19 protein-coding genes and 1 pseudogene are annotated in these 22,225 nt (G+C 67.4%); 12 read left to right on the plus strand and 8 right to left on the minus strand.

The annotated features are described in order from the left end of the window. The first annotated feature begins 179 nt into the window (after positions 1-179). Entirely contained in the window at positions 180-428 is a 249-nt protein-coding gene (locus A9310_RS22775; protein ID WP_065632504.1) for a hypothetical protein, read from the plus strand. A 64-nt stretch (positions 429-492) separates the two neighbouring features. Next, positions 493-1,353 carry a glucose 1-dehydrogenase gene (locus A9310_RS22780; protein WP_065632505.1) on the plus strand — a complete coding sequence of 287 codons (861 nt, stop codon included), beginning with the start codon at positions 493-495 and terminating at the stop codon, positions 1,351-1,353. 9 nt (positions 1,354-1,362) lie between these two features. On the opposite strand, the gene A9310_RS22785 is transcribed toward A9310_RS22780, so the two are convergent. Beyond that, on the minus strand, positions 1,363-2,649 hold the full coding sequence (locus A9310_RS22785) for a lipase family protein (RefSeq protein WP_065632506.1): 1,287 nt from the start codon (positions 2,647-2,649) through the stop codon (positions 1,363-1,365). Between the two features lie 90 nt (positions 2,650-2,739). Here A9310_RS22785 and A9310_RS22790 point away from each other — a divergent pair, with 90 nt between their 5' ends. The 4 genes from A9310_RS22790 (at position 2,740) to thpD (ending at position 7,193) form a co-directional block, all read left to right on the plus strand. After that, positions 2,740-3,414: a FadR/GntR family transcriptional regulator gene (locus A9310_RS22790; RefSeq protein ID WP_083207500.1), complete on the plus strand. Its 675-nt coding sequence runs from the start codon at positions 2,740-2,742 to the stop codon at positions 3,412-3,414. Next, on the plus strand, positions 3,411-4,598 hold the full coding sequence (locus A9310_RS22795) for an MFS transporter (protein WP_065632507.1): 1,188 nt from the start codon (positions 3,411-3,413) through the stop codon (positions 4,596-4,598). The genes A9310_RS22790 and A9310_RS22795 overlap by 4 nt, the downstream gene beginning before the upstream one ends. 74 nt (positions 4,599-4,672) lie before the next feature. Continuing rightward, positions 4,673-6,022, plus strand: coding sequence for a hydroxysqualene dehydroxylase HpnE (gene hpnE / locus A9310_RS22800; protein ID WP_065632508.1), 1,350 nt, complete (start codon positions 4,673-4,675; stop codon positions 6,020-6,022). Between the two features lie 235 nt (positions 6,023-6,257). Beyond that, positions 6,258-7,193 carry an ectoine hydroxylase gene (gene thpD, locus A9310_RS22805; protein ID WP_065632509.1) on the plus strand — a complete coding sequence of 312 codons (936 nt, stop codon included), beginning with the start codon at positions 6,258-6,260 and terminating at the stop codon, positions 7,191-7,193. A gap of 210 nt (positions 7,194-7,403) precedes the next feature. On the opposite strand, the gene A9310_RS22810 is transcribed toward thpD, so the two are convergent. The 3 genes from A9310_RS22810 to A9310_RS22820 are packed head-to-tail and all read right to left on the minus strand — an operon-like array spanning position 7,404 to position 10,459. Beyond that, positions 7,404-8,543 (minus strand): CoA transferase, encoded by a 1,140-nt coding sequence (locus A9310_RS22810; protein WP_065632510.1) that lies wholly within the window; start codon positions 8,541-8,543, stop codon positions 7,404-7,406. A 42-nt stretch (positions 8,544-8,585) separates the two neighbouring features. After that, on the minus strand, positions 8,586-9,590 hold the full coding sequence (locus tag A9310_RS22815; RefSeq protein ID WP_065632511.1) for a MaoC family dehydratase: 1,005 nt from the start codon (positions 9,588-9,590) through the stop codon (positions 8,586-8,588). Beyond that, on the minus strand, positions 9,587-10,459 hold the full coding sequence (locus A9310_RS22820; protein ID WP_065632512.1) for a CoA ester lyase: 873 nt from the start codon (positions 10,457-10,459) through the stop codon (positions 9,587-9,589). Before A9310_RS22820 ends, A9310_RS22815 begins: the two co-directional genes overlap by 4 nt. Positions 10,460-10,575: 116 nt before the next feature. Here A9310_RS22820 and A9310_RS22825 point away from each other — a divergent pair, with 116 nt between their 5' ends. From A9310_RS22825 to A9310_RS22835, 3 genes are all read left to right on the plus strand, one after another. Continuing rightward, positions 10,576-11,727 (plus strand): acyl-CoA dehydrogenase family protein, encoded by a 1,152-nt coding sequence (locus A9310_RS22825; RefSeq protein WP_065632513.1) that lies wholly within the window; start codon positions 10,576-10,578, stop codon positions 11,725-11,727. Positions 11,728-11,762: 35 nt separating this feature from the next. Continuing rightward, positions 11,763-12,506, plus strand: coding sequence for a GntR family transcriptional regulator (locus A9310_RS22830; protein WP_065632600.1), 744 nt, complete (start codon positions 11,763-11,765; stop codon positions 12,504-12,506). 126 nt (positions 12,507-12,632) lie between these two features. Further along, entirely contained in the window at positions 12,633-13,538 is a 906-nt protein-coding gene (locus tag A9310_RS22835) for an enoyl-CoA hydratase/isomerase family protein (RefSeq protein WP_065632601.1), read from the plus strand. Here the strand turns inward: A9310_RS22835 and A9310_RS22840 are convergent. From A9310_RS22840 to A9310_RS22850, 3 genes are read right to left on the minus strand one after another with little or no spacing between them, the layout of a single operon-like run. Continuing rightward, positions 13,533-14,879: an amidohydrolase family protein gene (locus A9310_RS22840; protein WP_065632514.1), complete on the minus strand. Its 1,347-nt coding sequence runs from the start codon at positions 14,877-14,879 to the stop codon at positions 13,533-13,535. The genes A9310_RS22835 and A9310_RS22840 overlap by 6 nt on opposite strands. Continuing rightward, on the minus strand, positions 14,873-16,048 hold the full coding sequence (locus A9310_RS22845) for a CoA transferase (RefSeq protein WP_065632515.1): 1,176 nt from the start codon (positions 16,046-16,048) through the stop codon (positions 14,873-14,875). The genes A9310_RS22840 and A9310_RS22845 overlap by 7 nt, the downstream gene beginning before the upstream one ends. Before the next feature lie 50 nt (positions 16,049-16,098). Continuing rightward, positions 16,099-16,653, minus strand: coding sequence for a DoxX family protein (locus A9310_RS22850; protein ID WP_065632516.1), 555 nt, complete (start codon positions 16,651-16,653; stop codon positions 16,099-16,101). A gap of 197 nt (positions 16,654-16,850) precedes the next feature. Between A9310_RS22850 and A9310_RS22855 the strand changes: the two genes are divergently transcribed. The 3 genes and pseudogenes from A9310_RS22855 to A9310_RS26450 form a co-directional block, all read left to right on the plus strand. Continuing rightward, positions 16,851-19,604: a branched-chain amino acid ABC transporter permease/ATP-binding protein gene (locus tag A9310_RS22855; RefSeq protein WP_254661322.1), complete on the plus strand. Its 2,754-nt coding sequence runs from the start codon at positions 16,851-16,853 to the stop codon at positions 19,602-19,604. After that, entirely contained in the window at positions 19,597-20,361 is a 765-nt protein-coding gene (locus tag A9310_RS22860) for an ABC transporter ATP-binding protein (RefSeq protein WP_065632518.1), read from the plus strand. Before A9310_RS22855 ends, A9310_RS22860 begins: the two co-directional genes overlap by 8 nt. A 249-nt stretch (positions 20,362-20,610) precedes the next feature. After that, a pseudogene (locus tag A9310_RS26450) lies at positions 20,611-20,745 on the plus strand (IS3 family transposase); the annotation flags it as partial. Positions 20,746-20,903: 158 nt separating this feature from the next. Here A9310_RS26450 and A9310_RS22865 read toward each other — a convergent pair. Then, a complete protein-coding gene (locus A9310_RS22865; protein ID WP_065632519.1) occupies positions 20,904-22,172 on the minus strand; it encodes an ABC transporter substrate-binding protein in 1,269 nt (422 codons plus the stop codon). Positions 22,173-22,225 lie beyond the last annotated feature (53 nt).

The raw sequence follows: 22,225 nt of genomic DNA on the forward strand, positions 1-22,225 counted from the left end.
AGATGAGCTTACCTGGCTGGCGCACCCGGGGGGAATCGACCCGGTGCGCGTTGTCGAAGCCGGACTCGCGGAGATCGTTTCGGCGCCGTGTCGCGCGGGTATCCGCCGTACTCGCAGGGGCCGACCGTGAGACCCCGGCCCGACCGACACCGATCTCGGCTACGGCCAGGAGGACGAGAATGAGTACCGACAACGTGGGCGACAGTGCGACGGCGGCATCAGAGGGCATCAACCCCGATCTGACGTCGACAGCCGGTTTCGAGGATCTCGACGAGGACCGGCTCGGTCAGGACCCGCTCGAGGAGGGGATGGATCCGCCCGAGGACTGGTCGGCCAGCGATCGGACCGGTACGACCGCCCGGGAACAGCGGGAAGGCGAGTCCCTCGACGAGAAACTCGACCAGGAGATCCCCGACCAGAACCCCTGACGACGTCCGCTCCTCGGTCCGCGCCGATGTTTCCGCACGCTTCTCAGCGGGCACCATCTCGATCATGAGCGACCAGAACCCTGAGCACGAACCGAAGACGATCTCCTACCCCGGTGAGACCGGCGAGATGGGCGAACGTCCCCGGGACGAGATGCGTGACTATCGCGGCCGCGATCTGCTGGCCGGCAAGACCGCCCTCATCACGGGCGGCGACTCGGGTATCGGCCGTGCGGTCGCGGTCGCCTTCGCCAAGGAGGGCGCCGATGTCGCCATCGCCTACCTGGAGGAAGACAACGACGCCCGCCACACGGTCGAGCTCATCGAGGCCGAAGGACGGCAGGCCCGCGCGTACCGCGGCGACCTCGCCGACCCTGCGCACTGCGCCGACATCGTGAAGCGGACCGTCGACGAGCTCGGCGCATTGGACATCCTGGTGAACAACGTCGCCTATCAGGAGATCGTGGACGACTTCCTGGAGCTGACGCCGGAGCAGTGGCGACGCACCTTCGACGTCAACATCGACAGCTTCTTCCACACCACGCGAGCGGCGGTGCCGCATCTGACCGGCGGCGGCGCCATCATCAACACGTCGTCGATCAACGGTCTGCGTGGCAACGACAGCCTCATCGACTATTCGGCGACCAAGGGCGCGGTGCTGGCCCTGACCTACTCGCTGGCGCAGGCGCTGATGGAACGGAAGATCCGCGTGAACTGCGTCGCGCCGGGCCCGGTCTGGACGCCGCTGATCCCGGCGACGATGCCGGCCGAGGCGGTCAAGGACTTCGGCACCCAGGCGCCGATGGGACGGGCGGCCCAGCCCGACGAGATCGCACCGTCGTACGTGTTCTTCGCGGCCGAGCAGCTCTCGTCGTACTACACCGGCGAGGTGCTGGCCCCGATCGGCGGCGAGACGCTGCCGGGGTAGGCCGCCGGGTCAGGGCACCGGCAGCGGCGCCAGGCTGTTCCCGTGCGGCAGCGAGCCGCAGTTGCTCTGTGTCGGGGCACCCGCGAACCGCTCGGTGAGGTACTGCAGTGCCAGCGGTTCGAACGGGAGGAACGCCTCCTGATGGGTCAGGCCGTTGAGCTGCCGGTAGGTGATGTCCACGCCGCGTGAGCAGTACTCGTTCGCCAGGCCGATCACGTCACCGGTGATCATCAGGGTGTCCCCGATCGCGTTGTAGTGGCCCACCGCGAGAAGCATCTTCGTCGACGGGGTGCCCGACCGTCCCATGATGTTGTCGTTGATCGCCCGCACCACCTGCGGGACGTCGAGCAGGCCGGTGTACGGCGGCCTGACCATGTCCGCGCTGGTGAGTCCCGGATACTTCGACGCGAACTCCGAGATGCACTCGTCGCTGACGTCCTGGGCGACCTGTCGGCCGCGGGTCGAGAGGAACGTCGAGGTGTCGAGCCGGTAGGTCCGTTGGTAGGCGACCACGAGCGCCGGGATGACACCCGCCCACTTCGCACTGCCGTTGATGTAGGGCAGGTTGTGCGCGAGGTCCACCGGCAATCCGCCCGCGGCGGCGCCGACGATGTTCAGTTCGGGCGCGTAGCGCGGCGCGACCTCGGCGCCGAACTGCGTGGGGATGGACCCGCCGGAATATCCGACGAGGCCGACCGGGGTCGACCGCGGCAGCCGCAGGAACGACTGTGCGGCGCGGACGCCGTCGAGTGCGGCATAGCCCGACTGCCGGCCGATGGTCCACTGCAGCTTCTCACCCTCGTAGTCCGGGACCACGACGGTGTACCCAGCGGCGAGATAGCCTGCGATGACGCCCTGTTCGGCGGTCGCGGTGCCGTTGGTGTAACCCCCGCTGAGCGTGTACGACGGATCGCACTGAGACCCGAGCGCGTCGTAGGCCATGTGGTACGAGACCAGGCGCGTCGGGCCCGGGATCAGCGGTCGCAGCACGGTCGCGACCGTCACCACGCTCCCGCCGAACTGGTCGGTGGTGCGATAGAGCACCTGGGAGCCGGTGATCGGGGTGGACATCGTGGGCGTCTGGAACCGCATGGGACGGCTGCGGAGCACCGCTCCGGGAGCCACGCCCGACAGTGAGGCGTCGTAACGGTAGAACGGGTCGGCCGACGGCAGTGGCGAGCCCGGCCCGGGTGCGGCCTGGGCGGGGGGCGTGCCCGCGAACACGCCGAGCAGCACGCCGACGACCACACCGATGACACCCACGCGCAGCCAACTCGTGCGCACCCCGAACGACATGGCTCATCTAAGCATCGAACGGGCCGTCCCGTCCGGGAAAGGCATGCTGCCGGTCGGGTCGCTCAAACATGGGATGTTAGGTTGTTTGGCGTGTCCGGACCCATCAACCCGCCCCAGCGAACGAGCGAACTCGTGGTGCAGCGCATGCAGGAGTTGATCGCAGCCGGTACCTGGCCCCTGGGCGAGCGGATTCCTGCTGAGCCCGAGCTCGTGGCGCAGTTCGGCGTCGGGCGCAACACGATCCGGGAGGCCGCGCGCGCACTGGAACACGCGGGCATGCTCGAGCCCCGGCGGGGCGACGGCACGTATGTGCGCGGCCGGAGCCCACTCGCCGGTGCGATCGCGCGGACCTCCGCGCCGTCGGAGCTCCGCGATCTGCTCGAAGTGCGACGTGCACTGGAGAGCGAGGCCTCGGCCGGTGCGGCCGCCCGGGGCGACGCCGCCGACGTCGAACGTCTCCGCCTGTTGCTGGCGTGCACCGAGGACGCTATGGCCGACGGTGATCTGGATCGATACACCGAGGCGGACATCGCATTCCACGCCGAGCTCGTCGTCGCGTCCCGCAACGCGCTGCTCATCGCGATGTACGACGGAATCGCCGAGGCGATCGCCCGGACTCATCCGTCGGTCTTGCGACGTCCGCTGGCCGAGCAGTCGCACCCGCGCGGTCATCGGGACGTCGTCGACGCGATCGAGCGCGGCGACGCCGACGCGGCGCGCGCGGCGGTGTATGCCTACGTCGACTTCACCGAGGTGTCGGGATGAGTGCGCAGGCGCTGTCCACGCGCGAGAAGTCCGGCGTCGGGGTCATCGTCACCGCGGTCGGAGTGATGCTGGTCGCCGCGAACCTGCGACCGGCCGTGGTGTCCGTCGGACCGCTCATCGGGGTGATCTCCGACGACGCCGGCTTCAGCAGCGCCGTCGCCGGTCTGCTGACTGCGCTGCCGGTGCTGTTCTTCGGGATCTCGGCGCCGGTGGCTCCCCGTCTGGCCAACCGGTTCGGCATCGAACGGGTCATCTTCGGGGCCCTGCTCGTCTTGATCGTCGGCATCCTCGTCCGGCTCATCCCGTCGCCGGCCGCCCTGTTCGGGGGTTCGGCGGTCATCGGCGCCGCCATCGGCACCTGCAACGTCGTGCTCCCGGCGCTGATCAAACGCGACTTCGCGCACCGCTCCGGGCTCATGACCGGCCTCTATTCGATGACTCTCTCCGGCGGGGCGGCGGTCGCGTCCGGGGTGAGCGTGCCCATCAACGACGCACTCGGCGGGGACTGGCGGCTGGCGTTGGCCGCGTGGTCGCTGCTCGCGGTGGTCGCCGTGGTCGTCTGGATTCCGCAGCTGCCCCTGGTTCACCGGGTGACCTCGGCGGCGCCGACATCGTCGTTGCTGACGAACCCGATCGCGTGGGCGATCACGGTCTTCATGGGAACGCAGTCGCTGATCTTCTACACGTTCGTGGCCTGGCTGCCGCAGTACCTCGTCGACGACGGCATGTCGCCGTTGCGGGCGGGTGCGGTCCTGGCGTCGGCGCAGGTGGTCGCCCTGATCATGTCGCTGGTCGCGCCGATCGTCGCCGGCCGCTTCGCCGGTCAGCGGGTGGTGACCCTGTCGGTGATCGCGGTCTGCGCCGTCGGCTTCGTGGGTCTGCTGAGCACTGATGTCTGGCCGGGATTCTGGGCGGCCTGTGTGATGGTCGGGCCCGGTTCGTCGATCAGTCTGGCCCTTCTCTTCATGGTGCTGCGCAGCTCGGGATCCGAACAGACGGGCCAGGTGTCCGGGATGGCGCAGTGCGTCGGCTACCTGGCGGCGGCGGCCGGCCCGATCATCATCGGCGCCATCCATGACGTCACCGGCTCGTGGACCCTGGCCATGGCGGTGCTCGGTCTCGTGCTGGTGCCCCAGGCGCTCTCCGTCCTCGGCGCCGCCAAGGACGTCAAGATGACCGGTTGACGAGGTCTGCGCCGGGACCCGGACAATTCGTCGCACAGTCGGTATCGGTCAGCCCTGACCGCTAATCTGTCGCCATGCATTGTGTGGTCGTGGGTGGGGGACTGGCCGGACTGGCGTCGGCGGTCTGGCTGTCGGAGGCGGGGCAACGCGTCACCCTGCTCGAACGGCGGGGTTCACTCGGCGGACGCACCATCTCGATGCCGCTGCACGCCGTCGACGACGTGCCCGACAACGGGCAGCACGTCTTCGCCAGCGGGTACGAGCACCTTATGCGCTATCTGGACAGCGTCGGTACGCGGGAGCACGTGGCCTTCCCGGGTCACATGACGGTGCGAATGCCCGGTGGGGCGACGCGCCGATCGGCGTTCACCGGCCTGCCCGGACTGCGGGCCGCGCTCGGCGACCTGCCCGGGGTGACCGGCCTCGACCGGTTGCGCACGGCGCGTGCGCAGATGAGGTTGATACGGCAGGCATTTCGGCAACCCGACTGGCTCGACGAGGTCACCGCCGACGAGTGGTTCCGTCGCATCGGACTGCCGCAGTCGGCCCGGGATGCGTTGTGGGACGGCATCGTCATCGGCCTCACCGGCGACAAGCCCGACATCTCCTCGGCCAAGGTCCCGGCCGATCTGCTCGTCACGGGAGCCCGCCGGGCGCGCGAGACGCGTACGCCGATCTCGATCGGGTATCCCACCGTCGATCTCGACACGTTGTTCATCGACGGCGCCGAGAAGCGCTTCGCCGACGCCGGTGTGGAGGTCCGACACCGGGCGGTGGTCTCGTCGATCGACGTCACCGACGGGACGGTGAGCGGGGTGACGCTGGCCGACGGCGAGAAGATCGCAGCCGATGCCGTCATCTGCGCGGTACCGGTGTGGAGCGTGAAGGGTCTGCTCGACCAGGTACCCGGGCACGAGCGGATCTATCGCGCCGTCGAGAACCTGACCCCGGTGCCCATCGTCAGTGTGAACCTCTATCTCGACCGCTCGATCGGGATGACCGACTGGGGCGAGATCCTCTACGGCGGTGAGGGAGTGCTCGAACAGGTCTGGGACCGCCAGCGCATGCACGGGCGCGAACCACGCGACAACTACTTCTACTCGACGACGGTGTCGGCGTCCTACGATCTGATCTCGAAGACGAACGCCGAGATCACCGAGATCCAGATGGACATGCTGCGCCGCTACTTCCCGCAGGCGGCGAACGCGCAGGTGGTCCACAGCCACGTGGTCCGGATGCCGAAATCGACCTTCGCGCAACGACCCGGGACCGCCGGCCTCCGCCCAGACCAGCGCACCGAGGTCGACGGCCTCGCCCTCGCCGGTGACTGGACCCGCACCGACTGGACCACGACGATGGAGGGCGCGTGTCAGAGCGCGGCGCGGGCCGTCGACATCATCCTGGAGTTCGCCCGGCTCGGTTGAGTCGAGGACTTTCTCCGCGGCGCATACCAGCATGGTTGCGGGGGTTTGTCGTCCCTGGCAGGGTGCACATATACGGCCGTTTCCCGAAGGGCGTGCAGAACTCCGCGCCGCGGACGCCGTACCTCGCGACGCGTCGTCGTGCGACGGTCGCGCACAACACAATCACCTTGCCTGCCGCCGGGGCAGAACTGCTCCGCGAGCGGCCCGCCGGATGAGGGAAAGGATCGTTGCGATCGTGGTAACTCACACAGCAGCCAGAACTCCAGAAGCCGCCGATGTCTCGCCCGGCGCGCAGTCGACGAGCACACCCGTCGACGTCTACCGCACCCGGCTCGCGCAGCGCAGCCAGATCGAACCGCGCCCACACAACACCGTGTGGGGGAGCATGGGAAACCCGGGCCCGCTGTCCGCGCCCGAACTCCGGCACTATGCCGATCGCGGATACCACACGGAGACAAACATTCTCTCGGACGCCGACATCGCCGACTGCCTACGCGAGGTGGAGTCCATCACCGAGCGGCTCGGCGACGACGATCGGGTGATCCGCGAATCATCGAGCGGGCAGGTGCGATCGCTGTTCGCGGTGCATCAGCTCAGTGACGTCATCGCCGAGATATGTTCGCGTGAAACGATTGCCGGGGTGGCCCGGCAGATCCTCGACGACGACGTCACGATCCACCAGAGCCGCATCAACCTGAAACCCGGGTTCGCGGGCGGTCCGTTCTACTGGCACTCGGACTTCGAGACGTGGCACGCCGAGGACGGCATGCCCGCCCCACGTGCGCTGAGCGTCTCGCTGGCCTTGACGCCGAACCACACCACCAACGGTCCGCTGATGATCATCCCGGGATCACACCGCCGGTTCGTCAGCTGCGTGGGCGAGACACCTGATGACTACCACCGGGAATCGCTGACGTCGTATCGGCCGCCATTCGGGACACCGGAGGAGGAGGATGTCGCGAGCCTCGCCGACGAACTGGGCATCGACACGATCACCGGCCCCGCCGGGTCCGCACTGTATTTCGACTCGAACTGCATGCACGCGTCCGGCGGGAACATCACGCCCTTCCCGCGCAGCAATCTGTTCGTCGTCTTCAACGCGAAATCGAACGCCCTCCAGGCGCCGTTCGGCGGGACCGAGCCACGCCCGGATCATCTGGCGCACAGGTGAGTTCGTCGTCCCCTGCTCCCTGAGGTGCGAGCGGCACGGCCCTGCTCCTTAACCCGAGAGAACGACCTGCCCCCTGCTCCCTGAGGAGCGCCCGGAGCTTGCGGAGGGCGCGTCACGAAGGGTCCCGTAACGTGTCTCGCCAGACCCTTCGTGACGCTCGCAAGCTCGCTCCTCAGCTCAGGGAGCGGAGGGGTCACAGGTGAACGACCTTCAGAACCCCGTCGACGAGCCCAGGTCCGGGGCCGGCCCGGCGAAGTAGTGCTCACCGTCGAAAATGGCCGGCAGGCCGGCGGCCAGGTAGGTGCCGATGCCGGGCTGCTCCAGCTCGGTGAAGAGCGGATTGCGCTGCAGAACACCTGATTCGACGACCTCGTCAAAAGTCCGGTAACGCTCCCAGAGCACGGAGGTCTGCGCCAGCGCGGCCTCGACCTCGACAGACGTGTGTCGCGCGAACCACGCCGCGAACAGCGGTGTGAGGACACCGCGGTGAATGTACCGGTCGTCCTCCCTGACGAAGTCCGCTCCCAGCGCCCGTTCGACGGCCGCGACCGCCTCGCCGGTCCCGGTCATCTCGACCAGCCCGCGGAAATGCCGCGGGGTCAGGGCGACGAGCATGAAGCGAGAGTCATCCGCGGTGACGAAATCGGTTCCGTAGGTGCCGTATACGTCGTTCCCGGTGGCCGGTCGGGTGTCGCCACTCAGCTGCGGTTCGGTGAGATAGCCGAGCGTCCCGGCGATGGCGAGAGCGGTGTCCTCCAGGGGCAGGGTGATCTGCGCCCCCATCCCGTTCTGGTCGCGGCGCCGGACGGCGGCCGTGATCGCCAGTGCGGCATAGAGGCCGCACGCGACATCCCACGCCGGCAGTACGTGATTGACGACGCCGGCGTAGTCGGTGGGGCCGGTGATCGACGGGAATCCGAGTGCCGCGTTGACTGTGTAGTCGACTCCGGGAGTGCCGTCGGTCCGGCCGAGCAGTTCCAGGGTGATGACGTCGGAGCGCCGCGCCGACAGCGTCTCGTGACTCATCCACGACCGTCCGCCCGCGTTGGTGACCAGGATTCCGCCGCCCGGCCCGCTGTCGATGACAAGATCCTGGATCATTCGCTGTCCCTGGGGGTCACGGAAGTCGACGGTGACGGACTTCTTGCCGCGGTTGAGCCCGGTCCAGTAGATCGAGTTGCCGTCATCGGTGACCGGCCAGCGGTTGATGTCGGCGGCCCCGCCGATTGGGTCGACCCGGATCACCTCGGCGCCGAGCTGCGACAGGGTCAGGCCGCACAGGGGTGAGGCGACGAAGCTCGACACCTCCACGACGCGGAGGCCTTCGAGCGGACGGGGATGCGAGCTCATGCGCGGAAACTCCTGGAGTGGAATGGGGGATTCGGCAGACGATCAGGCCATCAGGACGCGGAAACGCCAGTCGAGGACCTCGCGATCGGAGTCGTCGCCGTGTGCGACGACGGTGGAGCGCAGGCGCAGGACGCCGCCGGCGGCGAGCGGCGTCGCCTCCTCGACGAGGATCGTCGAACTGAGGGTGTCGCCCTCGTGCACCGGTCCGGTGTGGTCGCACGAATCCCAGCCGGTCACCGTCACCAGGTTCGGCAGCGCCCGGTTCGCCTGCGCGAGGGCCAGTCCGATGGTGTGCCCGCCGTAGACCAGCCGACCGCCGGCGGCCGCACCGGCCACCCGCTCGTCGTGGTGGGTGGCTGCGATGTTCAGCGAGAGCCGGGCGAGTTCGGGTGCGCTGGACACCACGTCGGCGCTGGAGGAGAAGGCGCGTCCGGCAAACTCGGATGAGAAATGTTGTCCGCGTGCGGATTCGCGATAGGTGTCGAGGTCCCATTCGGGGATGAACGGTTGCGCATCGTCTCCCGGTCCGATGGTGCTCAGGTCGTCAGCGTGCACGGTCCGCCCGGGATCGGCGTCGGGTGACAACGGCAGCATCGCGCACCGGTAGAAGTCGAGGACGGTGACGCCGGTCTGATCGGTGGTGACCATGTGGAGCGCGGCGAGCCCGGTCGGCGCACGTCCTGGCTTCGGTGTGTTCTCGCGCAGCCCGACCACTTCGGTGACGGTCGTCAACGTGTCGCCGATCCGGGGGTGGCTCAGGAACCGCAGGCCGCGGTAGAAGAGGTTCGCCTTCACGTGGTGGGTGGCCAGCGTGGATTGACCGATCGCGACGTCGGTGACCAGGCCGGGATGGGCGAGGACGCCACCCACCACGCGATCCGAGAGATGGGCGTCGAGCGAGAGTCGAAGGCGGTCACCGAGAATCGCTTGGTGCGTCGCGGCGAGACCGGATGTCAACGTGAGCGACGGCGCGTCGTCGAACAACTGTCCATGGGACAGTTCGTCGAAGAACGGGCCGCCCACGGCGACCGGCTCGGACGCGCTCATTCGGACGCAGCCTTGGCGAGGACGCGCCGCGCGGAGACGGCGAGCGCCTCGTCGAGCATTCGGCCGTCGAGCTCGGCCGCACCGGCACCCGCGGCGGCTGCCTGCTCGAGTGCGTCGAGCACCCGTCGTGCGTCCTCCACGGCGGCGGCGTCCGGGGTGAAGATGTCGATGGCGGACTGCAGTTGAGCCGGATGGATCACCCAGGTGCCGTCGAAGCCGAGGTCGCGGACCCAGCGCTTGGCGTCGCGGAAGGTGTCGTCGTCGGCGATCGTCAGATGCGGTCCGTCGATGACGTCCACGCCGGCCGCGCGCGCGGCGAGCAACACCGAGTCCTGGACGACGTGCCACGTCCGCATCGGCAGGTCGGGGCTGCGTCCCAATGATGCGGCGAGATCGGCGTAACCGATGAGGACGGCATCGAGCCGGTTTGTGGCCGCGCAGATGGCGCCGGCGTCACGGATGCCGCGCGGTGATTCGAGCAACGCCTGCAGGCGGACCGACGCTCGGCCGAGCTGCTCGTCGGCCGACCGGAGGTCGGCGGGCGAGTCGGCCTTCGGCAGCACCACCGACGTCAGGTTCGGCATCTGGGCGCAGGCGGCGAGATCGGCGCCGGCCCAAGGCGTGTCGATCGCGTTGATGCGCAACGAGATCGCGCGGTCGGCGCCGAACTCGGCGACCAGGTCGGCGGCCGCTGCGCGTGCGGAGTCCTTGTTCGCCGGGGTCACCGCGTCCTCGAGGTCGAGCACGACCTCATCGGCGATCGAAGCCAGCGCCTTGCGGGCCTTGCGGTCGTCGGAGGCGGGCGCGACCAGGACGGCTCGTCTTCTCTGCACGGTTGCTCCAGGGGTCGAGATCAAATGTGCGGCCATATGTGATGCGGTTCCGGTTGTATCAGACCGCGCCGAGCTTTGGGAAGTGTTGACAGGTCCGACGGGGATCGACAAAATGGCCGTACAAATCCGCCGTAGATCGTAGGGGCACCGTCATGAGCTCACTTTCCGCCGAAGAGGCATTCCTGGTCGACACTGTGCGGTCCTTCGTCGACCGCGAGGTGAAGCCGTCGGTCCAGGAGGTCGAGCATGCCAACGAATATCCCGAGAAGTGGATCGAGCAGATGAAGCAGATCGGCATCTACGGGCTGGCGGTGCCCGAGGAGTTCGGCGGTTCGCCGGTGTCGATGCCGTGCTATGCGCAGGTCACCCAGGAACTCGCGCGCGGCTGGATGAGTCTGGCCGGCGCGATGGGTGGGCACACGGTTGTCGCGAAGTTGTTGACGCTGTTCGGCACCGACGAGCAGAAGCTCGAGTACCTGCCGCGGATGGCGACCGGTGAACTGCGCGCCACCATGGCGCTCACCGAACCGGGCGGCGGGTCGGATCTGCAGGCGATGTCGACCGTGGCGAAGACCGATGGCGACGAGCTGGTCATCAACGGTGCGAAGACCTGGATCAGCAACGCCCGGCGTTCCGGGCTGATCGCGCTGATGTGCAAGACCGATCCCGGCGCGCAGCCGCGCCACAAGGGCATCTCGATCGTGCTCGTCGAACACGGACCCGGGCTGACCGTGTCACGCGACCTGCCCAAGCTCGGCTACAAGGGTGTCGAGAGCTGCGAGCTGTCCTTCGACGGTTACCGCATCCCGCAGACGGCGATCCTGGGCGAGGTGCCCGGCAAGGGATTCGGTCAGATGATGAAGGGCTTGGAGACCGGTCGAATCCAGGTCGCCTGCCGAGCGCTGGGCGTCGCGACCGCGGCACTCGAGGACTCGCTCGCCTACGCGCAGCAGCGGGAATCCTTCGGACAGCCGATCTGGAAGCATCAGTCGATCGGCAACTATCTCGCCGACATGGCGACCAAGCTCACCGCAGCGCGCCAGCTGACCTGGCACGCGGCCGAACAGTACGACCGGGGTGAGCGCTGCGACATGGAGGCGGGGATGGCCAAGCTCTACGCCTCCGAGGTGGCGATGGAAATCGCCCTGAACGCCGTCCGCATCCACGGTGGTTACGGGTACTCCACCGAGTTCGACGTCGAGCGATACTTCCGGGACGCGCCCCTGATGATCGTCGGCGAGGGCACCAACGAGATCCAACGCAATGTCATTGCGGCACAACTCGTGTCGCGCGGCGGGATCTGAGCGGCACGCCGTCGTCCGGCGGGAGAGTGGGTTTCATGCGCGAGTCCGAGCAGTCCGCACCTGCGTACAAGACGTTGGCCGCGGAACTGCGCGAGCACATCGTCGCGGGCAGATACGCCGGCGGTGTGCGGCTGCCGACCGAATCCGAGCTCTCCCAGGAGTACGGGCTCAGCCGGCAGACCGTCCGCCGCGCGTTCCTCGAATTGGTGAGCGAGGGCTCGGTGTACCGCGTGCCCGGCCGGGGAACGTTCGCGACCGAGACCGCGGGTCAGTACCTGCGCCAGCTGGGTTCGATCGAGGACCTCATGAACCTGTCGACGGACACCGAGATGCAGGTGCTCGAATCACCCTCGCGCCGCGTGGATCTCGAGGCAGCGGGTCGCCTGCGACTGGACACCGACGTGGTGTACCGCATCGTCTTCCAGCGATTCCACGACGGTGTCCCTTTCGTCGTGACCACCGTGTGGTGGCCGGAGTCGGTCGCACGCCTGGTGATCGACGCCCCCGAGGTCGAGGCCGGAGCGCGCAGTGACCACACGATGATCGGCCTGCTCGAACCGCATCTGGCGCACCCGATCGAGGAGTGCGCGCAATCGATCACCGCCACCGTCGCCGACGCCGAGACCGCTGCCCGCCTCGGCTGCCCCGTGGGGCACACGGTGCTGCGCGTCGACCGGTTGTACACCGATTCACGCGGCCGCGCAGTCGAACTCGCGGTCAGTTACTTCCTCCCCGAGCACTACACCTATCGGGTGACGCTCCGCCGCAGCGGGCTCTGACCGGGTGCGCATCTCCGACCGCGTTCGGTCTAGGATTCTGCCGTGACACATGTCCTGACGATCTTGGATCTCACCGATGCGGATGTTCCGACTGAGCACTGGCGGCTTTCCGGACCCACCGTCGGCGTGTGCAGAAGCGGCGTCATCGGCTCCGACCGCGCAGACAGGGTGGTGGACCGGGCGACCTTCACCCTCACCGACACACCGTCCGACGATCGACGGCTGGTGTACACCGCCGACATCGAGGGCACCATCGCCGTGCTCACCGACAGGATCTCGGCGCATCCGGTGGCGGCGTCTGTGGGCGACGACGTGTTACGTGCAGTGTCGGATGCCGGCAGTACCGTCAGCGGGTTGATCACCGAGTCGCTGGCCTATTCGGCGCTGCAGGCCGGGACCGAATTCACGGATTGGCTGGCGTCTCAGGGCAGCCGTCGGCGTCACCAGCAGGACGACGCCGTGGTCCTCACGCGCGAGGACTCGCACCTCGACATCGTCTTCAATCGGGGGGACCGGCACAACGCGTTCAGCGACGTGTTGCGGGCGGGCCTGATCGACGGCTTGACCGTGGCGCTCGCGGACACCTCGATCGAGTCCGTGAGGTTGAGCGGCCGGGGCCGGTCGTTCTGCAGCGGCGGTGACCTCGCCGAGTTCGGGTTGTTCGCGGATCCGGCCAATTCGCACCTGGCGCGTACTCGGCACAGTCCCGCGCTTCTCCTCGACGCACTGACCAGCCGGCTGGGCACCGCCTGCCGAGCCGATGTTCATGGTGCCGTGCTCGGCAGCGGGTTGGAGATGGCAGCGTACTGCGGGTTCATCACGGCTCGACCGGACGCGCGGTTTGGACTACCGGAACTCGAGCTCGGCCTGGTTCCCGGTGCCGGGGGAACGCTGAGCGTTCAACGCCGTATCGGCCGATGGCGGACGGCCTACCTGCTCATGACCGGACGTCGTATCGACGCGACGACCGCTCTCCAATGGGGATTGGTCGACCACGTGGACGAACTGCCGGCCCCGTCGCCGGCTTCATGAGGCCGCGTACCGAAGGTGTCCGTCGACGACGGTGGCTGCGACCAGATCTGCCGACAGTTCGGCGAGCACGTCGTCGGGTCCGGCGGACATGAGGCACAGGTCTGCCCGATCCCCCGTACGAAGATCCCGCGTATTCGCCGGCGTGTGCAGGTCGCCGAGGAACATCGCCAGGGCGGCAGCTGCACCGACACGTTCATCTGGGCACAGGAGTTTTCCCGATCTGGTCCGCCGATCTCTGGCAGCACGCATGGCGGCCCACGGGTCGAGGTCCCCGAAGGGCGCATCCGTGCTACCGGCGATCGGCACCCCCGACCGACGAAGGCCGGCCACCCTCCACAACTCGTGATGCTCCGCCGGGGGTACCTCGCGGAGGTACTCATCTCCGCGTTCGGCCACGAAATTCGGCTGCGTCACCACGGTCACCCCGAGATCCGCGAGGTCGTCGATCACATCGTCGGGCACCATCGCCGCGTGTTCGATTCGGTCGCCCGCGCGCACACCCGCGCTCCGGAATGCCGACAGCGTGACGACGAGTTGCACGACAGTCACGCAGTGCAGGGCCACCGCGTAACCGTGCTCATGTCGCTCCGCGACCCAGGACGTCAACTCGTCGAGATCGAGTGTGCTGTCGTCGAGAATCCGTTTGACCGGACCGAACTCCAACCGTGAGTAGTGTCGTCCACCGTGCTGCGACATGACCATCACCCGCTGGGGGAGTCGTTCCTCACGTACGGCGGTGTCGAGTGCGTCGAGGTCGGCGGCACCGAGATCCGGGGTCGCTTCGGTGATCCCGGTGACGCCGAACCTGGCGAGCCGGACTCCCAGTGGTGTGAAATCCGTCGGACCGTCTGCGGTCACGGCAGCAAAGGTGTTGTCCTGGCGAAAGAATCGGCCGGTGGGATGATCCGGCCACCCGAGGGCGATGAGGCCTGGCGTGTTGACGATCCACATCGCACCGCTGCGATGCTGGATTCGGACCGGTGCGCGGGCGAACAGTTCGTCGAGGCGATGACGGTCCAATTCCCCTGCAACGCTGTCGTGATAACCAACAGCGCGGATCCAGCCGTCGTCGCGGGGTCGAGAACGGCCGAGAGCCTCGGCGAGTTGTTGCGGTGTGGCCACCTGTTGTGGGCCGACGGACACCGACTGCAGCGCAGCCACCGCCGCCCGGAGGTGTAGATGGTGATCATGTAATCCGGGAAGCAGAGTGCCGCCCCGGAGATCGAGGACCGGCTCGTCGTCCCCCGGCTCGAGGTGGACCGCGACGTCGGTCAGGCGTCGGTCGGTGATGCGTACCGCGACCGGCTCACCCGAGAGTCGCTGCGCCCCGGTGATCAGCATCTGGGACCTCGACGTTCATCGACGAGACGCAGAACCTCGTTGTCGCCGATCGTCTCGAAACCGGAACCGATTCGGGGAGCGGTGGGCGGCGTCACGGCGACGGTCACCCGCTCGGTGTCCTCGAGTACGGGGCACCCGGCGTACTTGGCGGCGACGCCGGCCATCGACACGTCGATTATCTCCCCGCCACCGCGGGCGAGCGACTGCACCACCGCAGTCGCTGCTTCCAGTCCGGTCAAGGGGTCGGCGATCGCGTCCCCGCAGAACACCGGCCCACGAGTGCCCCGGCCGACGAGTCCGCCGGCAACTGCGGCATCGTCGCCGAACGCGACGCGGTTCACCATCCCGGTAGCGCGACCGTAACCGGTGATCCGCACCCATACCCGCCCGGCGCGCGGCGACCTGGTGGACGCGTCCAGCCCGGCGTGTTCGAGAGCGCGCGGGCGGGAGGCCTCGATGACCACGTCCGCGACATCGAGCAACCCCGCGAGCCCAACCGCCCGGTGGCTCAATTGTGTGGTGTAGAACTGCTTTCCGCTGTTCATCCAGGCGAAGAAGTCGGGGTTTCCGGCTCGCGACCCATCGGGACGTTCGGGGCTCTCCACCTTGATCACGGTCGCACCGAGCTGTTGCAGAAGGTGACCGCACAACGGTCCCGCCCACATCGCGGACAGGTCCACCACCAGCAGCGACGGCGGGCGGGTGGCCTGCTGAGCGGGCCATGCCCTGACGATGTCGACGGGGGACGAACTCACCGATCCCAATGCGGCGGCGGGTATCTCGAGCAACTGCGCACGATCGACGACGTCGTCGACGTGAAGATGCGGCAACGCCTCGGCCAGTGCCTGCCACGGACTGTCGATCGGATCGTCCCGCGCGAAAAGCGCTTGCAGTGAGTCGATGTCGCTCGCCCGCGAGAGCGTCATCGCGATCCATCCATCGCGACACCGCATGAGACGGGAGCTGCCGCCCGCGGACTGTTGTCCGGCGCGGGAGCTGCCCATCAAGGCCGCCCGGCCGGTCAGCAGTTCGCCGACATCAGCGCCGAACACGTCGGCGAGCATGTCGGCCCGCGCCATGATCGGCGCGCGGGAGTAGTCAGGAGCTTCCGGTTCGCCGGTCAGGTAGGCCATACCGCTGCTGGCCCATCGCTGCGCGTGTGTCCCCATGTCGGCGCTTTTTCCCTCCGCTGCCCGCGGTCCGCCGGGACCGGCTGTGGTCAGTTCGACGAGGGGGTCGGCGTCTGTGGGTCAGCCCCTGTCGCCTGCGGTGGCCGGTGGAACACCGCGAGTTGCGCTGCCGCTGCCGCGAGCCCGACGCCCGCCGCGAGAGCGGCAGCTCGTCCCGAGCTGAGTCTCGAGTCCAGGCCTATGGCCCGGTCCACGCTGTAGTGGCCAGGCCCCAAGGCGGCCAACGCAATTGCTGCGACCGACAGATTGGCGACGTACTCCCAGCCCTCGGATGTGATGAAGAAGCCGTTGGGCAGGTGGACCGAACGTGCGGCGACGGCCATGGTCCCGACGACCGCGGCGGCCGCTACCGGGGTGGCCGCGCCGGCGACGATGGCGGCTCCCGCACCGACCTCCACCACCGCAGAGGCCTTCGCCTGGAGCGTGGGTTGCCGGAAACCGATCGACCGGAACCAGCCCGCGGTGCCTTCGATGCTGCGGCCGTGTTTGGTTCCGTGAGCGATCATCGTGCCCCCGATGGCACCTCGGAGAAGGAGTTGGACCGGAGTGAGGTCCGAGGCCGGCTTGGTGAACAGACGTGACATGACTTGCTCCATTCGGGTTCTTGTGGCAGCGAGCATAGCTGCTCGCTGCGTCGCGCAATTCGCCCCGCGTGACCCGCCCCGCAATGTGAGATGCGTCAATTCGGGCAGAGGGGGTGACGTACATCGCAGTTTGATCTAACATCACTGTCACCTTTGACCGCACAGCCGTGAGGATTGGCGTCTCTATGCAACATCTGGTGTTCTTGTTACTGGGGTTAGGTAACGGAGCGGTTTTCGGCGCACTGGCGCTGGCGGTCGTCCTCACCTACCGCAGTTCCGGCGTCGTCAACTTCGCGACGGGCGCCATCGCGTTGTACACCGCGTACACATACGCGTTCCTGCGCGAGGGTGAGTTGCTCATCCTGATCCCGGGGCTCCCCAACACGATCGACCTCGGCGGGCCGATCGGGATGTGGCCCGCGATCGCGATCTCGCTCGTGATCGCAGCTGCCCTGGGGCTCGTCCTGTACCTGCTCGTCTTCCGGCCATTGCGGACCTCACCCCTGGTGGCCCGCGCAGTCGCCGCTCTTGGTATCTCCCTCTTGATCGCGGGACTGGTGGCGCAGAAGCTGGGTACCGATCCGGTTTCGGTGGAACCGATCTTCCCGACTGACGTCTGGCAGTCCGGCGAGCTCCAGCTGTCTGCTGATCGGTTCTTCTTCGCGCTGACGATCGTGGTGCTGGCGATCGTGCTGGCTCTGGCCTTCCGCTACACGAAGTTCGGCCTGGCCACTCGTGCGTCGGCCGAGACCGAGCGAGGTGCTTATGTCAGCGGCATCTCGCCCGACCGGATCGCTGCCTACAACTGGATGCTTAGTTCGGCGGTGGCGGGTCTGGCCGGAATCCTGATTGCACCCATCGTCCCGTTGGTGCCGGTTGCTTACACGCTGTTCATCGTCCCGGCTCTGGCCGCCGCGATCCTGGCTCGCTTCGATCTCGTCGTGGTCGCGGTACTGGCTGGTCTGGCCGTGGGTATGCTTCAGTCCGAAGCGCAGTATCTGGCAACCCAATTCGACTGGCTGCCGTCCGTGGGCCTGCCGGATCTTGTGCCGCTGATCCTGATCCTGGCCGTCCTTCTGATCCGTGCGAAGCCGCTGCCGACCCGCGGTGCGATCATCCTGCAGACCCTCGGCAGGGCGCCGAGACCGAACCATGTGGCGTCCACCGCGGTGGTGATGACGATCATCGGGGTCCTGGCGCTCGTGTTGCTCGACGAACGGCTGCGCACGGGGCTGATAGTCAGCTTAGTCATGGCCATCATCGCGTTGTCCTCGGTGGTCGTCACCGGCTACGCGGGTCAGGTCTCCCTCGCCCAGCTGACTATCGCCGGTGTCGCGGGCTTCCTACTCGGGCCGATCGCCAACACGTTCCATCTACCGTTCCCGATCGCCCCTGTCGTGGCCGCGTTGTGTGCGGCTGCGCTCGGCGTACTGATCGGGTTGCCCGCGCTACGGATTCGAGGACTCACCGTGGCCGTGGTGACCCTTGCGATGGCGTTCGCAGTCGAAGCGATCTGGTTCCGTAACGTCGACATCGTCGGAGCCTCGGGGGTCAGGGCGCCCGAACCCAGCCTGTTCGGTTGGGATCTGGGTATCGGACAAGGTCTGGACTACCCGCGGGTCACATTCGGCGTCCTGGTGCTGCTCGTGCTCGTGGGGGTCGCCGTATTCGTCGCCCTGCTCCGGCGGAGTCGGCTCGGCGCCGAGATGCTGGCGGTCCGTGCGAATGAGAGATCCGCTGCGGCTGCCGGTGTCAGTGTCGTCCGCGTGAAGATCCTGGCCTTCGCGATCGGTGCGTTCATCGCCGGCATCGGCGGGTCGCTCCTGGCTTACCAGCAGCAGACCGTGACGTTCAACTCCTATGCCGCGATGGGTGGTGTCGCCCTGTTCGCGACTGTCTATCTGACCGGAATCACCTCGGTGTCCGGCGGTGTGCTGGCCGGCCTCACGGCCGCCAACGGTCTGCTGTTCATCGTCGTCGACGAGCTGTGGTCGGTCAGCGGCTGGTATGTGGTGATCTCCAGTGTGTTGCTGATCTTCACCGTGATCCTGAATCCCGAGGGAATCGTCGGACCGGCCCACACCTTGTTGGCCACGCGCCGCGCAGCGGCTATCCCGGATACGAGCGAGCCGGCAGCGGACGCGGACGCAGGGTCCGATGCCCGGGCAGTGGGGCCGTCGACACGAGCGCGGGTCGTCGATCGGTCGGCGGAGCCTGAACTCGTCCTGGCCGACGTCTCGGTGAAATACGGTGGTGCGGTGGCTCTGTCAGAGGTCTCGCTCGCGATCCCGAAGGGCGCTCTGGTGGGCCTGATCGGTCCGAACGGTGCCGGCAAGACCACGCTGATGGACGCGATCACCGGATTCGCCGAGTACACCGGCGACGTGACACTGGCGGGCGCGTCGTTGAGTGAACTCGCGCCGCACAACCGGATTCGCGCCGGCCTCGGCCGTACCTTCCAGGCCATCGAGCTGTACGACGACCTGAGCGTGACCGAGAACGTCAAGGTCGGTCGCACCGCCGCGGTCCACCGTCCCGACGCCAAGGCCGAACACGGCGACCTCGGTCATCTGTCGGAGGTCTTCGACCTCCTCGGCATCAGCGACATCGCCGAGCGGCCGGCAGGCGAACTGTCGCAGGGACAGCGGCAGCTGGTCTCAATCGCTCGCGCGCTGGCGGGCTCACCCAACCTGCTGCTGCTCGACGAGCCGGCGGGTGGTCTCGACAGTACCGAGAGTCGTTGGCTCGGAGAGCGACTCCGCAAGATACAGGACAGCGGGATCACCATCCTGATGGTCGACCACGACATGGATCTCGTGTTGAACGTCTGCGACGAAGTGCATGTCCTCAACTTCGGCGAACTCATCGCCTCCGGTACTCCGGCGGAGATTCGGGCGAATCGAACCGTTGCCACCGCATACCTAGGAAAAGAGGCTCAGGTCCATGGCTGACGTGAATACGGTCGACACCGTCAACGACTCCGACGCCGCCGTGCCCACGGGAGTCCCGATCCTGGAGTGCCGGGAGGTGACGGCCGGCTACGGCTCGGTCCGGGTGGTGCGCGATGTCGGCTTCTCGCTCCAGGAGGGTTCGGTGCTCGCGATCCTCGGCCCGAACGGGGCGGGGAAATCCACTCTGATGAACACGCTGGCCGGCCTGTTGCCACGCAAGGGAGGGGAGGTCATCGTGGAGGGCAAAGAGCTGCGCAGTGGTCGTCCCGCGGAGGCCAATCGGCATGGCCTGGTGCTGGTTCCGGACGACCGGGCTCTGTTCACCTCGCTGACCGTGCGCGAGAACCTGGCGATCGCCAAACGGTCCGGTGGATTCGGTGTGGACGAGGCCATAGAGCTGTTCCCGGCCCTGGGCAAACGCATCAAGGTCAGCGCGGGGTCTCTGTCGGGTGGCGAGCAGCAGATGCTCGCTGTGGCCCGTGCGCTGACCCAGAATCCGCGGGCGCTGCTGATCGATGAGATGAGCATGGGTCTGGCCCCGGTCATCGTCGAAGAGCTGCTCCCGGTCGTCCGTCGTATCGCCGATGAGACGAATGCTGTCGTGGTGCTGGTGGAGCAGCATGTGCAGCTGGCTCTCGAGGTGGCCGACGAGGCGCTCGTGATCGTGCATGGCGGTGTCCGTCTGCGCGGCCGGGCAAGTGAGATGGCCAAGAATCCGGCACTTCTCGAGCAGGCGTACCTGGGCGAGGCCGTCTGATCTGACCCCGCTCTGCCGGTCACTTCCGCCGTGTGGGGGGTGACTGGCATCGTCGTGTCCGCGGCTGGTGCGGTGAGCGAGTCCGGGCCGGTGAACCGTCCTGGGGCTGGTGGAGGCCGTGATCCCATCGGGAGAATGCCGGTATGGTGCACCGAGGAACTGTGATCCAGAGACGCGTGAGCGGGCTGGCAGGATGTATCACGACCGCCTCACCGAGCACGGTGTGCAGACCGTCGGAGTCACCCGCGAAAACATCGCACGATCACGACCCGGCGCGATGATCGCGCGCCGCGGCACCCCGATCTGGTAGAGCGGGAGCGGCCATCGCCGGCCAGGCCGGATCAGTGGGGGGTGGCTGACCTCACCTGCTGGTGGACCCTGGCAACCACGCGACTCCGGCTTGGCTGGATCGATCGGCACCGGGTAGATCACGGTGGCCTACCGGCGCAGCCCGGACGACGGGAGACGAATGGTGAAATGCGTCGGCCGCCATCCCTTGCGAGGATGACGGCCGACGCCGGGTCGTACTGGTCGGTCAGGGCTCAGGCGCCGGGTGTGTCGTAGAGCGAGGGATCGACGGTCACCTTCTGATAATCGGTGAGTTCGCCGTTCTTGGTCGCCTTGGCGAGGAGGCCGTCGGCGCTGCAGATGTTGGGGGAGATGGGGAGCTGTTCTCCGTTGCACTGGAACATGAGTCCGTTGGTCAGCGGATACTCGGTCGGCGGTGCCGTCTTCATGGCTGCCATGACGGTCTCCGCCGTCGGGTCGGTGACCTTTGCCGCGTTGAGTGCCTTGATCATGCCGAGCATCGGAGCGTAACCGACCGACGAGAGATTCCCGAACTTCGCGCCGTCACCGTACTTGGCGAGAACTGCTGAATAGAGTTGCGAGTCGGGGGCATCCGGGCTCAGATCGAGTGTGGTGGCGACGTTGATGCCCTCGTAGCCGTTGGGGATCGAGCTCCCCCCACCGATCGTCAGGCACCGATCGATCGCGAAGATCGGAGCATTCGGCTTGGTTGTCTTGATCGCCTTGAAGGCGCTGGTGCAGAAGCTGTCGTTACCGATCACGAAGAAGTTGTCGGCGTCACCGCCGGCCGCGCTGATCTGCGGTGTCATGTCTGCGGTGCCCGGCGGGATGCCGACCACACTGAAGTCGAGGCCGGCGTTGCCCCAGATCAGCGATCCGATCTGGCGGGTGGGTCCCTCGGCGCCGGGGACGCCGATGGCGATGCCGACGGTGTTCTTCAGCCCCTCGTCCTTTGCCGCCGTCGCCGAGCTCGCGAAGTAGGCGGTGCCGTTCGTCAGCAAGTACACGCCCGGCGCGCTGAGGCCCTTCTGGGTGGTGCCACTGTGAACCACCAGCGGGATCTTGGCTGGCGACAGGACGTCGATGAGGTGGTCCAGTTCACCTGGAGTGGGACCGACCACGGCGGCGGCACCGGCCTGCACCATCTGGTTGGCGCAGTCGGCGGCGGCGGCGGGTTGAGCCAACGCTTCGCACGACTTGACCTCGATGGGATGACCACCGATTCCGCCGAGGTACTCGTTGGCGTAATCGGCCGCGGCGACGGCGCCACGGATCTCGTCGCTGACGTCGATGGCCTGCGACTTCCCGTCGCTGATGAACCCGATGGTGATCGGTGTACCGGTGGCCTTGTTCGGGGTGCCCAGCACCGACTCATTGGCTGAGGGCTCCGCGGCGGAGTCGCCACCGTCATCCGAGCCGCCACAGGCGACCATGCCCGCGGTGAGGATGACCGACAGGAGGGTCGTGGTGATGAACCGCCGGCCGGTCCTTGATTTCGTCATGCTGTGCTCCTGAGTTCGGGACGAGGGATTCCGCCCGCAGATGGGTTTCTCGA

This window comes from Gordonia sp. UCD-TK1 (assembly GCF_001691435.1).
In the GTDB taxonomy this organism is placed as follows: Bacteria; Actinomycetota; Actinomycetes; order Mycobacteriales; family Mycobacteriaceae; genus Gordonia; species Gordonia hongkongensis.

Coding starts and splice junctions, on each gene's coding strand:
- A9310_RS22775 (WP_065632504.1), top strand. CDS start 180: ATGAGTACCGACAACGTGGGCGACAGTGCGACGGCGGCATCAGAGGGC.
- A9310_RS22780 (WP_065632505.1), top strand. CDS start 493: ATGAGCGACCAGAACCCTGAGCACGAACCGAAGACGATCTCCTACCCC.
- A9310_RS22785 (WP_065632506.1), bottom strand. CDS start 2,649: ATGTCGTTCGGGGTGCGCACGAGTTGGCTGCGCGTGGGTGTCATCGGT.
- A9310_RS22795 (WP_065632507.1), top strand. CDS start 3,411: ATGAGTGCGCAGGCGCTGTCCACGCGCGAGAAGTCCGGCGTCGGGGTC.
- hpnE (WP_065632508.1), top strand. CDS start 4,673: ATGCATTGTGTGGTCGTGGGTGGGGGACTGGCCGGACTGGCGTCGGCG.
- A9310_RS22810 (WP_065632510.1), bottom strand. CDS start 8,543: ATGAGCTCGCATCCCCGTCCGCTCGAAGGCCTCCGCGTCGTGGAGGTG.
- A9310_RS22815 (WP_065632511.1), bottom strand. CDS start 9,590: ATGAGCGCGTCCGAGCCGGTCGCCGTGGGCGGCCCGTTCTTCGACGAA.
- A9310_RS22820 (WP_065632512.1), bottom strand. CDS start 10,459: ATGGCCGCACATTTGATCTCGACCCCTGGAGCAACCGTGCAGAGAAGA.
- A9310_RS22825 (WP_065632513.1), top strand. CDS start 10,576: ATGAGCTCACTTTCCGCCGAAGAGGCATTCCTGGTCGACACTGTGCGG.
- A9310_RS22830 (WP_065632600.1), top strand. CDS start 11,763: ATGCGCGAGTCCGAGCAGTCCGCACCTGCGTACAAGACGTTGGCCGCG.
- A9310_RS22840 (WP_065632514.1), bottom strand. CDS start 14,879: ATGCTGATCACCGGGGCGCAGCGACTCTCGGGTGAGCCGGTCGCGGTA.
- A9310_RS22845 (WP_065632515.1), bottom strand. CDS start 16,048: ATGGGGACACACGCGCAGCGATGGGCCAGCAGCGGTATGGCCTACCTG.
- A9310_RS22850 (WP_065632516.1), bottom strand. CDS start 16,653: ATGTCACGTCTGTTCACCAAGCCGGCCTCGGACCTCACTCCGGTCCAA.
- A9310_RS22860 (WP_065632518.1), top strand. CDS start 19,597: ATGGCTGACGTGAATACGGTCGACACCGTCAACGACTCCGACGCCGCC.
- A9310_RS22865 (WP_065632519.1), bottom strand. CDS start 22,172: ATGACGAAATCAAGGACCGGCCGGCGGTTCATCACCACGACCCTCCTG.